Below are 12,740 nucleotides of genomic sequence, written 5' to 3'. Positions count from 1 at the left end.
ACCGGGAAATCCGCATTCGTCACGACCGGTTCCGGGAAGTTCTCTCCTTCTCGTTATCGGACACCCCATAGACTCGCAGCGTGGCAGGGCGGATCAGGGATGAGGACATCGCGCTCGTACGGGAGCGGTCGCCGATCGCCGACGTCGTCGGCGAGCACATCCAGTTGCGCAACGCGGGCGGCGGCAACCTGAAGGGGCTGTGCCCCTTCCACGACGAGAAATCGCCCTCGTTCAACGTCACCCCGGCCCGGGGCTACTACTACTGCTTCGGGTGCGCGGAGGGCGGCGACGTCATCACGTTCGTCCGCAAGATCGAGAACCTGACGTTCGGCGAGGCCGTCGAGCGGCTGGCCCGGCGCGCCGGGATCCAGCTCCGGTACGAGCAGGGCGGCTACGTGCCCGGCCGCGAACAGGGGGAGCGGCGCCGCCTGATCGAGGCGCACCGGGCCGCCGCCGAGTTCTACGCCGCGAGGCTCGCGGCGCCTGACGCCGCTCCCGGACGGCGTTTCCTGTCGGAGCGGGGCTTCGAGCGGGTCGACGCCGAGCACTTCGGAGTCGGTTACGCGCCGGCCGAGTGGGAGGTGCTGACCAGGCACCTCGTGGCCCGCGGGTTCACCCCCCAGGAACTGATCAAGGGCGGGCTCGCCCGGGAGGGCCGCCGGGGACCGGTCGACCGGTTCCGCGGTCGTCTCGTCTGGCCGATCCGCGACATCACGGGCGACGTCATCGGGTTCGGCGCGCGCAAACTGCTCGACTCCGACGACGGCCCCAAATATCTGAACACGCCGGAAACCCCGATCTATCACAAGAGCTCGGTGCTGTACGGCGTCGACCTCGCCAAGCGGGAGATCGCCCGGCGCTCCCAGGCGGTCGTCGTCGAGGGCTACACCGACGTGATGGCCTGCCATCTGGCCGGTGTGCCCACGGCGGTCGCCACCTGCGGCACGTCGTTCGGCGAGGAGCACATCAAGGTGCTGCGGCGGCTGCTGCTGGACCAGGCCGAGTTCCGCGGCGAGGTGATCTTCACGTTCGACGGCGACTCGGCCGGGCAGAAGGCCGCGCTGCGGGCGTTCCAGGACGAGCAGAAGTTCGTCACGCAGACGTTCGTCGCCGTCCAGCCCGACGGCCTCGACCCGTGCGATCTGCGGGTCAAGCAGGGCGACGCCGCCGTGCGCGATCTCATCGCCCGCCGGGAGCCGCTGTTCGCGTTCGCGATCCGCAGCGTGCTCGCGCAGTACGACCTGAACACCAACGAGGGCCGTCTCGGCGCGCTGGACGCGGCCGCGCCGATCGTGGCCGGGATCAAGGACCCGGGGCTGCGCAAGACCTACGTGGTCGACCTCGACCGCTGGCTCGGGTTCATGGACGAGCGCTTCGTCATCCGGCGCATCCAGCAGGTGGCCGGGCGGACCACCGGCCGGCCCCAGGGCAGGGCGGGCCGCCCGGCGGGCGGGACGGACGGCGGGCCGGTCACGCGGACACAGCGGGGAGCCCCCGCAGGCGCGGCGCACGATCCGGCCGCGCGGCTTGAGGCGGAGGCGCTCAAGCTCGCCGTGCAGCGGCCGGCTCTGCTGGGGCCCGAGTTCGACGCGCTCGGGCCGGACACCTTCACGGTGCCCGAGCACATCGCGCTGCACGGGCTCATCACGGCCGCCGGCGGGACCGTCGCGGGCGGGCCGGGCGGCCGGGAGTGGGTCGATCACCTCCTCGCCCACGCCTCGTCGGCCGGGGCGTCCCCCGAGGGGACCGAAATCGACCTGCAGGCGCTGGTGACCCGGTTCGCCGTCGAGGCCCTGCGCGCCGACGTGAGCGTCGAGGAACGGTACGGCGCGGCCGTACTGGCCAAGATCCAGGAGATCGCGGTGGGCCGGGCCATCAATCAGGTGAAGTCGCGGCTGCAGCGGCTCAACCCCGTCGAGGAGCAGCAGGACTACAACCGTCTCTTCGGGGAGCTGGTAGCCCTGGAACAGCAGCGGCGGGTGTTGCGGGAGCGCGCCGCCGGGGCGTGAGCGGCCGGACCGGAATTAATGACCATTTCCAGTTCCTCCTGCGGCCAAACATATATCTGATATCGATTCGATATTGTTCACTGCCTTACCTTGAGTGACAAAAATAGGCCTGCCATTTTCCTGTGTCCATACCGCACACTGTGTTGCGTGGGTGCATCGGTGCTGCCAAGCAGGCCGCCATCGGTCGAACGACAGGTGGCGGACCTCGTCGCGAAGGGAAAGGAACGCGGCGGAAGCGTCACGATCGACGACGTCGCCGCCGCGCTCGATCGATCCGAGCTGCCTACCGACGCGTTGGAACGCGTCGTGCGCATGCTCGCTGAGAACGGGGTCGAGGTACGCGAACCTCAGGGGGACGAGGAGCCCAGCAGACCAGACGATGAGGATGTCGGAAAGCGGGCGCCGACCAACGACCTGGTCAGAATCTACCTACGGGAGATCGGCAGGGTTCCGCTGCTCACGGCCGAGGACGAGGTGGAGCTCGCCAAGGCCATCGAGGCCGGGCTGTTCGCGGAGGACAAGCTCTGCGCGACCCCGGCCGCTCGGTTCGTACGTCCGGAGCTGGAAGACCTCGTCTGGGAGGGCGTCCGCGCCAAGCAGCGGCTCATCGAGGCCAACCTCCGGCTCGTGGTCTCGATCGCGAAACGTTACGTGGGGCGGGGAATGCTGTTCCTGGATCTGATCCAGGAAGGCAACCTCGGTCTCATCCGCGCGGTCGAGAAATTCGACTACACGAAGGGCTACAAGTTCTCGACATATGCCACATGGTGGATTCGCCAGGCCATCACCCGCGCCATAGCCGATCAGGCGCGGACCATCCGGATTCCGGTTCACATGGTCGAGACGATCAATAAATTGGTCCGGGTGCAGCGTCAGCTCCATCAGGACCTCGGCCGGGAGCCGACCCCGGAGGAGATCGCCGCCGAGATGGACATGCACATCGACCGGGTGGTGGAGATCCAGCGCATCGCGCAGGAGCCCGTGTCGCTGCAGTCGCCGATCGGTGAGGAGGATTCCGATCTCGGCGACTTCATCGAGGACGCCGACGCGGTCGTGCCGATGGAGGCGGCCGCGTTCATCATGCTCCAGGACCAGCTCGACGACATCCTGGCCACGTTGTCGGAACGGGAGCAGCGGATCATCCAACTCCGGTTCGGCCTGTCGGACGGTCACCCTCGGACGCTCGAGGAGGTCGGCAGGGAGTTCGGCGTGACGCGCGAGCGCATCCGGCAGATCGAGTCCAAGACCCTGGCCAAACTACGCCACCCCACCCGTGCCCAAATGCTCCGGGACTACCTGGACTGATCGACCGGACGACTCGACCGACATGGACCCGGGCCGACGCCCGATCGTATCTTGGCTCTGATGGCTGAGAACCAAGAAACGAGGTAGTCGGTGACCCGAGACTCGCGACGTACCGTCGTGGCGGTGGACGGCATGGGGGGCGACCTCGGCCCGGGCCCCGTCGTCGAGGCGGTGCTGGACGGCCCGGAGGACGTGGAGATCCTCCTGGTCGGCTCGGTGCCGCACCTGCGGCGACACCTGGGCGACGGCGGCCTGCCCGGACGCGTCACGCTGCTGCACGCGCCCGAGGCCGTCGCGATGCACGACGATCCGGTGCGCGCGACGTGGAACAAGCGCGGGTCGTCGCTCCTCGTCTGCGCGCAGGCCGTACGATCGGGCCGCGCCGACGCCATGGTGAGCCCGGGCAACACCGGCGCCGCCGTGCTCGCCGCCGCGGCCCGTCTGCGCCGCCTGCCGGGGGTGCGCGCCCCCGCGCTCGCCACCACGCTGCGCGGCCCAGAGATGGGTCCGACCGTGCTGCTCGACATCGGGGCCACGGTGACCGAGCGCCCGGAGTGGCTGGCGGAGTTCGCCCTGATGGGCATGCGCTTCGCCGAGGCGCGCCTCGGCGTCGAGAACCCGCGGGTCGGGCTGCTGTCCAACGGCGCTGAGGACGTGAAAGGGGGGCCGGCACAGCGGGACGCCCACCTGCTGCTGTCGGCGCTGCCCGCCTACGTCGGGCAGATCGAGGCCTATGACGTGTTCAGCGATCGGGTCGACGTGGCGGTCACCGACGGCTTCACCGGGGACGTGCTGTTGAAGACGTACGAGCGCACGCTCGACCTCACCGCACTGGTCGCGGTCTCCGCCGTACGCTCCGGCGGCGGCCCGCTGGCCGAGCAGAATGCCCAGGCGATATCCCGGCGGGTGCGGGCGGTGCTGGCCGCCGATCCCGGCGGTGTGCTGCTCGGCGTGCGCGGCGTGTGCGTGGTGTGCCACGGGGCGGCGCCGGCGCGCGACATCCGCGCGGCGATCCGGCTCGCGGCCGAATGCGTGCGCACGGGCGTCGTGGAGCACGTCGGCGCGGCCTTTCCCGACAAGAGACCGGCCGAGCCTCTAACTTGTATCGCCTATCTGTGATTAAACTCGGCATTACCGAAGACAGATCCAAGGGAGGCGCGTGGTGTCCGAGTCTGTGCTGCAGAAAGACGCCGGCCAGCTCCTCATGGAGCTCATGATGAAAACTCCCGAGACCGTCCGGGATCCCTACCCTCACTACCACGCGCTGCGCGCAGCCGACCCCCACTACCGGATGGTCATCCCCGACCACGGCGCCGGGTGGGTGCTCACCACCTACGACGACTGCAGGTTCGCGATGAAGAGCCCCGCCCTGGACAAGTCCGGGGTGCGCCCCAGGCTCGGCAAGGAGCGGGGCGACGAGCGGATCAGGACCCTGCTGTTCATGGACGGGCCGGAGCACACGCGGCTGCGCGGGCTGATCAGCAGCGCCTTCACCCCGCGCCGGGTGCAGAAGCTGCGCCCCCGGCTCGAAGCGCAGGTGGCGAAGCTCATCGATCCCATCGTGGCCGGCCTCACCTCGGCCGGAGGGGTGTTCGACCTGGTGGAGACGTTCGCCCGCCCGCTGCCCATCGCGGTGATCGGCGAACTCGTGGGGGTGCCGGAGCAGGACTACGCGATGCTGCGCGACCTGACGAAGAAGGCCAGCGCGGCCGTCGACACCATCGACATCCACGACCCCGAGATGCTCCGAGCAGCGGACGCGGCGATGTTCGAGATGGAGCAGTACTTCGTGAGCCTGCTGGAGGAGCGCCGGGCGAATCCCAAGGACGACCTCATCTCCAACCTGTCGACCGTGGAGATCGACGGCGACCGGCTGTCGACGGAGGAGCTGGTCTCGGTCGTCGTGCTGCTGTTCAGCGCGGGCTTCCACACGATGACCGACCTGATCAGCCTGGGCACCCGGGCCCTGTGCGAGAACCCCGGCGAGATGGCCAGGCTGCGCGCCGACCGGTCGCTGCTCGCCTCGGCCGTCGAGGAGTTCCTGAGGTACGACTCGCCGATCCAGATCACCGGCCGCTCGTTCATCGCCGACACCACGCTGTCCGACGGCACCCCGGTCCCGGCCGGCGACCAGGCGGTCGTCGTCATCGGCGCCGCGAACCGCGATCCGGCCCGGTTCGCCGACCCCGACCGGCTCGACATCGGCCGCTACGCCGCCGGCGGGACGACCGAGCCGCCGCTCTCCTTCGCCTGGGGCGCGCACCACTGCCTCGGTGTGCAGCTGGCCCGGCTGGAGGGCGTGCTCGCGTTCGGCGCGCTGCTCGACAACTTCGCCGACATCCAGCTCACCGGTGAGGACCTGCGCTTCAAGTCCAGCGGCATGTTCCGCGGCTTCGACGCGCTGCCGCTGCACGTCGTCCCGGCCGAGGCCCCGTGACCGCGCCGGTCGCGGGAGTGATCGGTCGTCCGTACCCTGCTGACCGTTTCATCCGTTCTATTCGTTCTATCCGTGATTCGCGGGCCGTGCCGGGCGGAGGGTGACGAGCGTGGGGGATCTGGCGATCGACTCAGCGGTGACGCCCGTCGGCGAGGGCCGCTACGCCGCCACCCTTTCTGAGGAGTGGAACGTCTGGGGCCCGATCGGCGGCTACCTGGCCTCGGTCGCGCTGCGCGCCGCGGGCGCCGAGACGCGGCTGACCCGTCCGGCGAGCATGAACTGCCAGTTCCTCAGCACCGCGAGGTTCGAGCACGTCGACGTCGCCGTCGAACGCCTGCGCGCGAGCCGCAGGGCCGAGGCGCTGCGGGTGAGCATGTCGCAGCACGGACGCGCCGTGCTGCACGCCACGGTGTGGGCCGTCGCCGGAGACCTGGCCGGCCCACGTCAGCGGCTCGCCACTCCGCCGCAGGCGCCGCCCCCGCACGGCCTGCCCACGATCGAGGAGCGCGCCGCGACCGAGTGGGGCGGCATCGCCCTGCCCCACCTCGCTCATTGCGACACGCGGCCGGTCTTCTGGCTGGAGGCCGTGCCCGAGCGGTACGGCGAGCCGAACCAGCGGGGCTGGGTGCGGCTGCGCCCGCGTGCGACGTTCCCGGAGGACCCCTGGCTGGACGCCTGCCGATCCCTCATCCACGTCGACATCACGCCGTTCCCCTGCGTCATGCTCGCCAGCCCGAACGACGTGGAACCGTTCGTCGCGCCGACGATGGACCTGCAGGTGATCTTCCATGACGCCGCGCCGGAATCGGAGTGGCTGCTCGTGGAGGGGCACGCCAGCGCCCTGTCGCACGGGCTGGCCGCCGGGCGCGCGGCGGTCTGGTCGCCCGACGGCCGCCTGCTCGCCACGGGCGCCCAGCAGATGCTCTGCCGGCTCTTCTCCGCCCCCGAGCAGGCCGGTGAACCGGCCGCGACGAGCGCGGGCGCCGAAGCCGGGGGCGGGCCCTGATCCGGGCGGTGCCCGCCGTACGGTGCCCGGATCGTGGGCCGGGAGCGGTCTCAGCGCATGAGGCCGCTGACGTGTTCGCCGATCATCATGCAGGACAGCGCGTTCGGCGCGCGCAGCGGCACCGGCACGATGGACGCGTCGGCCACCCGCAGCCCCTCGATACCGCGTACGGCGCACCGCTCGTCGACCACGGCCAGCGGATCGGAGTCCGGGCCCATGCAGCAGCCGCCGAGCGGTGACCAGCGGCTCGTCGTGGTCATGCGCAGGACGGCGTCGAGCTTCTCGTCGTCGGCGATCGTGGCGTCGTCCAGGAGCGCGAAGCGGTCCACCGTCGCCGTGAACGCCGCCTGGTGGGCGATCTCCCACGCGGTGCGCAGCGCTCCGCGCATCCGGGCGAGGTCGTCTTCGGCCGAGTAGAAACCGAGATCGACGAACGGGTGCTCCTTCGGATCCGGCGAGCGCAGCGTGATGCGGCCGCGTGACGCGGGCGCGAGGTCGCCCGCGCTCACCACGGTGAGCAGATCGGTGCCGACCAGCTCGGCCAGCGGCGGGATGTCGATGCCGGAGAAGAGCACCAGATAGAGGCTGTCGTCGGCGGGGAACCCGGGGATCTCACGCAGCCGGCCGGTGACCTGGTTGGTGGGCCACAGCTCGGCTCCGGCCGAGCGGGTCGGCACGACGGGGATGCCGGCCCCCGGCTGGTCGACCACGCGCTCGCCGACGCCGGGGGCGTCGAGGACGACCGGGATGCCGAGGGCGCGCAACCGGTCGGCGGGGCCGATGCCCGAGCGCAGGAGCAGGGCCGGGCTGAACGGGACGCCCGCGCACAGGACGACCTCACGCGCGGCGATCTCCTCGCCGTCGGCCTCGACGCCCACGGCGCGACCGCCGCGTACGATCACGCGCGACACCTGGCAGTCGCCGCGCACCGTCAGATTGGGCCGTGATCTCGCGCCGGCGAGGAAGGCCAGGTTGGTGGAGACCCGGGCCCGACCGTCGCGGTTCTGCGGATATATGGCGACCCCGGCGGCGTCGGGCGCGTTGAGGTCGTCGCACAGCGGATGCCCGGCGGCCTGGGCGGACTCCAGGAAGGCGGCGGCTCCCGGGACCAGCTCGGAGTGGTCCCACCGCACGATCGGCAGCGGCCCGGAGTTCCCGTGGTAGGGACGGTCGCCGAACTCCCGGTCGGTCTCGATGCGGCGGAACGACTCCAGGACCCGGTCCCAGCTCCAGGCCGGCAGACCGAGCGCGGCCCAGGCGGCGAAGTCGGCGGCCGGCGGGCGGATCGCGCCGCGCGCGTTGGTCTGGGAGGATCCGCCGACCACCCGCCCGCGGGCCAGCAGTGAGGTGTTCCCCTCGCAGAGCCGCGCCTCCAGCCCCCAGTCGTAGGCCGGATCGACGACCTGGAACTCGTCGTGCAGCCGACGGGGCAGGCTCGCCCCGTCGGCGAAGTCGGGCCCGGCCTCCAGCAGCAGGACCCTCTTCGTGTCGTCCTCGCTCAGCCGGGCGGCGAGCACCGCGCCGGCCGACCCCGCGCCGACCACGAGGTAGTCGACGACCTCCATCAGCGGCTCCCGTCCCTCGTATCTACAGCATCTCCGGCAGCGGGTGCCCTAGGACATCTCCGGCCGGTAACCGCCGAAGCTCCACACGTTTCCCTCGAAATCGCGGGCGGCGTAGCCCTTACCGCCGTAGTCCTCTTCGCGCGGCTCCTGAATGATCTCCGCACCCGCCGCCACGGCCCGCTCGTGGTGCGCGTCGACGTCGTCGACCACCACGTAGATCCAGGCGGGGCCGTGCGGTACGGCGAGACGGCCGTCCTCTCCGTCGGAGGCCGGGCCGAGCATCACCATCCCCGTCCCGTAGGTGAGCTGCGCGTGGGCGACCGAGCCGTCATCGGTGCGGGCGACGAACGCCTCGGTCAGCCCGAAGGCCTCGCACAGCCAGCTGATCGCCTTGGCCGGGTCCTGGTAGCGCAGGGTCGGAATGACAGAAGGTGCGGCACCCCTCATGTGCCATCTCCTTAAGATGCGGGAAAGGAGTCGGTCCTCGGGACTAGTCTTACACACCATCACGACGCCGGTCAGGCCATCGGCGCGTGTCCGGAGGAACCGGCATACGAGATACTCGTCTCGCCGGAAAGGGCGGGCGGCGGCGCCTCCGTGCCCCGGCAGGCGGGCTCAAAGACCCAGGTGGGCCAGCGGGACCGGAGCGCCGCCCGCGACAGCGGCGGCGGCGGACAGATAGCCCTCCAGCATGTCGGACGCGGTCGAGGGCGCCAGCCGCGCGGTGTGGAAGAGCAGGACGCGCATCCCCGCGCCGTGCGGCGTGACGGCCAGCTCGACGCCGAACCTGCTGCCGATGTCCTCCGGCACCAGCAGCTCGAACTCGAGGTCGCCGACGCGGCCCACGTGGTCGAGCTCGGCCATCATCTGGAACACCACGTCGTCGGCCCTGCCGCCGCCGAGGCTCGCCGGGTCGAGCGGCAGCGTCTGGTAGGGCTGCTCCTGGTAGGCGAGCGCCCCGGCGACCGTCTCGTGCGCGGCGCGCACCAGGGCGGGGAACGTCTGCCTGCCCGTCGCCGTCGTGCGCAGCACCACCATGTTGGCCAGGAAGCCCACGGTGTCGCGCGCCTCCTCCCGCGACCGGTTGGCGAACAGCGACGCCACGGCCAGGTCGTCCTGCCCGCACACCTGCCGCAGCACCGCGTAGTAGAGCGCCAGCATGACGCTGAACAGGGTGGCCCGGCAATCACGCGCGAGGCGGCGCAGCCCGGCCGCCACCTCCGGGGGGATGTCGGCGCCGGTCACGGCCGACGGGCCGCTCGCCTCGCGGTAGGGCAGGCGCGGCAGCCGCAGGCCGGCGAGCCTGGCCCGCCAGTAGTCCCGATGCCGGTCCAGCCCGGTGCCCTCGCACAGCCGCGTCTGCCAGTCCACGAAGTCGCGATACTGCCAGCGTGGCGCCCGGATCGGGGAGGCCGACCCGAGGGCCAGGCCGTACCGTGCCCGCAGCTCATGGAAGATCAGCCCGGCCGACCACGCGTCGGTGACCAGGTGGTGCATGTTCAGGCAGAGTGCGTGGTCGGCCGGGCCGAGCCGCCACAGCGTGGCCCGGGTCGGCCAGTCGGCCACGTCGATGGGCGTGGCGAGCTCCCCGGCCAGCGCGGCGGCGAGCTCGGCCTCACCCGCGAGATCGACCCGGGCGAGCGGCAGCGTGCGCGGGGCGTGGATGACCTGGGTCAGCCGGCGGCCGCGCCCGGCGAACGCCGTACGCAGGGCCTCGTGCGCGGCGGTCAGCCCGTCGAGCGCCGCCCGCAGCGCGTCGACGTCGAGCGGCCCGCGTAGCCGGCACACCACCGGGCAGTTGAGCGCCCCGTGCCCGGGACGGTAGTGCCCGATCATCGCCAGCAGGCGCTGGCCTATCGACGCCGGTACCTCGATGGAGCCCACGTGCGCAGCGTACCGGAGAACACTAGATACATGATACGAGCTGGGGTCTGGTATCTGAATGCGTCTGTGGTTAGGCTGATCGCATGTCCGGTCTCTTGGTCAACGTGCCGGTCGACGCACGGCTCACATGGAGATACGAGTCCGAGTCGCAAGCGATCCACTCGCTCTACGAACGTGCGAAGCAGGCCCAGTGGAACGCCACGACCGACGTGGACTGGTCCATCGAGGTGCCCTTCGGCGCGCCGCTGCCCGATGACTCCTCCTTCGCCATGGCGTCGTTCGCCGCTTCGCCGCTGGCCCCCGCCGGCCGGCAGATGTGGGACGTCTTCCGCTGGGAACTGCAGACCTGGATGGTGAGCCAGTTCCTGCACGGGGAGCAGGGGGCGATGGTCGTCGCCGCCCGCCTGGTCGAGGTCGTGCCCGATCTGGACAGCAAGTACTACGCCGCGAGCCAGGCGGCCGACGAGGCGCGGCACGTGGAGGTCTTCTCGCGCTATCTGCGGGAGAAGGTGCCGCACTTCTACCCGATCACCGCGCCGCTGAAGGAGCTCCTGGAGGACCTGCTCTCCGACACCCGCTGGGACATCACGGCGCTGGGCATGCAGATCGTGGTCGAGGCGCTCGCCATGGCGGCCTTCCGGCTGGCCAACAGCACCTTCCACGACGATCTGATCTGCGACATCACCCGCCTGGTCGCGCGGGACGAGGCCAGGCATGTGACCTTCGGCATCCTGTCGCTGTCCGGCATCTACAGCGAGATGAGCTCGGCCGAGTTGTCCGACCGCGAGGACATGGTGCTCACCTCCGCCTCCCTCATGCGCCGCCGCTTCCTGCTGGAGGACGTGTGGGAGCGGCTCGACGTCGACCGAGCCGAGGGCATGGAGTTCGCGGCCCGGGACGAACTGATGATCAAGTATCGGCAGGCGATCTTCTCGAAGGTCATCTCCTCGCTCGCCAACATCGGCCTGCTCACCCCCCGGGTGCGCGACGGGCTGGAGAAGCTGGAGCTGCTGGGATTCGCGGACCGTTCGATCCGTCCCGGCTACCGCCGGGGCCCGCGTGGATAGGGCGTACACATGTCGATGAGCGACCAGCGGGAACACGTGGACGCGCCGCTCACCCTGGAGCGCATGCGGCAGGACGTCGCCGAGCGGCTGGGCCTGCCGCCGGAGCGGGTCGGCGACGACGACGATCTGCTGCGTCTCGGCCTGGACTCGATCGGCCTGATGCGCCTGGCCGCCGCGTGGAGCCGCGCCGGGGCGCCGGTGACCTTCGCCGAGCTGATCGAGCACCGCACGCTGGGCGAATGGTGGCGGCTGGCGGACACCACGGCGGCCGTCGACGGCCGGAACGGCCATGACGGTCGTAACGGCTCCGGCTCCGGCTCCGGCTCCGCCGCCGCCGAGGTCGACGAGGCCGCGCCGTTCCCGCTCGCGACGATGCAGCACGCCTACTGGGTGGGCCGCACCGACGGCCAGGTCCTCGGCGGTGTCGGCGCCCACTTCTACAACGAGTTCGACGGCCGTGGCGTGGACCCCGTCCGCCTGGAGCGCGCCGTGCACGCGCTGTTCCTGCGCCACCCCATGCTGCGCTGCCGCTTCCTGGACGACGGCACGCAGCAGATCATGGCGGAGCCGGCCTGGTCCGGCCTCGCCGTACGCGACCTGCGGGGCCTGCCGGACGGCGAGGTCGCGGAGATCCTGGCGCGGGTGCGCGACGAGAAGTCCCACCGGCGGTTGGACGTCGCCTCCGGCGAGGTGTTCGAGGTGTCGCTTTCGCTGCTGCCCGGCGGCGCCACGCGCGTGCACGTGAAGATCGAGATGCTGGTCGCCGACGCGCACAGCTTCCGCGTGCTGCTCGCCGACCTGGCCGCGCTCTACCTGCGCCCGGACGCGCCGCCGCCGCCCATCTCCTACAGCTACCCGCGCTATCTCGCCGATGTCGCCGCGCTGCCGGCGGCGGAACACGACGCCGCCCGCGAATACTGGCTCCGCCGCGTGCCCGAGCTGCCGGGCGGGCCCGACCTGCCCGTGGCGACGCCGCCCGAGCGGATCACCTCGCCCACCGTCGGCCGGCGCTTCCACTGGGTGTCGCCGGAGGACTGGGAGCGGCTGTCCGCCCGCGCCCGCGAGCACGGCGTCACGCTGTCGATGGTGTTCCTCACGGCGTTCGCCGAGGTGCTCGCCGCCTGGAGCGCGCGTCAGCGGTTCGTGCTCAACCTCCCGCTCTACGACCGCAGGCCGCTGCACCCCGAGGTGCCGCACCTCGTGGGCGACTTCACCAACCTGCTCCTGCTCGAGGTCGACGCCGAGGGCGACCGCGGTTTCGCCGAGCGCGCCCGCGACCTGCAGGAGCGCTTCGCCCGTGACGTACGGCACAGCGCCTACTCCGGAGTCGAGGTGCTGCGCGACCTCGCCAGGGCGGGCGGCGGCGAGGCCGTGCTCGCGCCGGTGGTGTTCACCAGCGCGCTCAGCCTCGGCGAACTGTTCGGCCCGGACGTGCGCGACTGCTTCGGCGCCCCCGGCTGGACCATG

The 12,740-nt window shown here is 71.2% G+C and carries 10 protein-coding genes; 7 read left to right on the top strand and 3 right to left on the bottom strand.

Annotated features, from left to right (window positions below):
- Positions 1-80 precede the first annotated feature (80 nt).
- The 5 genes from dnaG to AP234_RS31180 all read left to right on the top strand — a co-directional run bounded on the left by dnaG (position 81) and on the right by AP234_RS31180 (position 6,757).
- On the top strand, positions 81-2,009 hold the full coding sequence (gene dnaG / locus AP234_RS31200) for a DNA primase (RefSeq protein ID WP_055483346.1): 1,929 nt from the start codon (positions 81-83) through the stop codon (positions 2,007-2,009).
- Between the two features lie 159 nt (positions 2,010-2,168).
- The gene (rpoD, locus tag AP234_RS31195) at positions 2,169-3,314 is read left to right on the top strand and encodes an RNA polymerase sigma factor RpoD (RefSeq protein WP_055483345.1); all 1,146 of its coding nucleotides are present in this window, start codon (positions 2,169-2,171) and stop codon (positions 3,312-3,314) included.
- A gap of 90 nt (positions 3,315-3,404) precedes the next feature.
- Positions 3,405-4,433 (top strand): phosphate acyltransferase, encoded by a 1,029-nt coding sequence (locus tag AP234_RS31190; protein ID WP_055483344.1) that lies wholly within the window; start codon positions 3,405-3,407, stop codon positions 4,431-4,433.
- A gap of 43 nt (positions 4,434-4,476) precedes the next feature.
- A complete protein-coding gene (locus tag AP234_RS31185) occupies positions 4,477-5,751 on the top strand; it encodes a cytochrome P450 (protein WP_152990722.1) in 1,275 nt (424 codons plus the stop codon).
- A 109-nt stretch (positions 5,752-5,860) separates the two neighbouring features.
- The gene (locus tag AP234_RS31180) at positions 5,861-6,757 is read left to right on the top strand and encodes an acyl-CoA thioesterase (RefSeq protein WP_055483342.1); all 897 of its coding nucleotides are present in this window, start codon (positions 5,861-5,863) and stop codon (positions 6,755-6,757) included.
- Positions 6,758-6,807: 50 nt separating this feature from the next.
- Here the strand turns inward: AP234_RS31180 and AP234_RS31175 are convergent, their stop codons facing one another.
- The 3 genes from AP234_RS31175 to AP234_RS31165 form a co-directional block, all read right to left on the bottom strand.
- Positions 6,808-8,322, bottom strand: coding sequence for a GMC family oxidoreductase N-terminal domain-containing protein (locus tag AP234_RS31175; protein ID WP_055483341.1), 1,515 nt, complete (start codon positions 8,320-8,322; stop codon positions 6,808-6,810).
- Between the two features lie 48 nt (positions 8,323-8,370).
- Positions 8,371-8,769, bottom strand: coding sequence for a VOC family protein (locus tag AP234_RS31170; protein WP_055483340.1), 399 nt, complete (start codon positions 8,767-8,769; stop codon positions 8,371-8,373).
- A gap of 168 nt (positions 8,770-8,937) precedes the next feature.
- Positions 8,938-10,206 carry a condensation domain-containing protein gene (locus tag AP234_RS31165; RefSeq protein ID WP_055483339.1) on the bottom strand — a complete coding sequence of 423 codons (1,269 nt, stop codon included), beginning with the start codon at positions 10,204-10,206 and terminating at the stop codon, positions 8,938-8,940.
- Positions 10,207-10,289: 83 nt separating this feature from the next.
- On the opposite strand from AP234_RS31165, the gene AP234_RS31160 reads away from it, so the two are divergent.
- Complete coding sequence (locus tag AP234_RS31160; protein ID WP_055483338.1) at positions 10,290-11,273, top strand: ferritin-like domain-containing protein; 984 nt, start codon at positions 10,290-10,292, stop codon at positions 11,271-11,273.
- Positions 11,274-11,282: 9 nt separating this feature from the next.
- The coding region (locus tag AP234_RS31155) for a condensation domain-containing protein (protein ID WP_235558491.1) at positions 11,283-12,740 on the top strand (1,458 nt) is incomplete at its 3' end.

This window comes from Sphaerimonospora mesophila (assembly GCF_001417795.1).
Classification (GTDB): domain Bacteria; phylum Actinomycetota; class Actinomycetes; order Streptosporangiales; family Streptosporangiaceae; genus Sphaerimonospora; species Sphaerimonospora mesophila.
The sequence above is the reverse complement of the archived record's forward strand: the minus strand, read 5'-3'. Positions and strand labels throughout refer to the sequence as shown.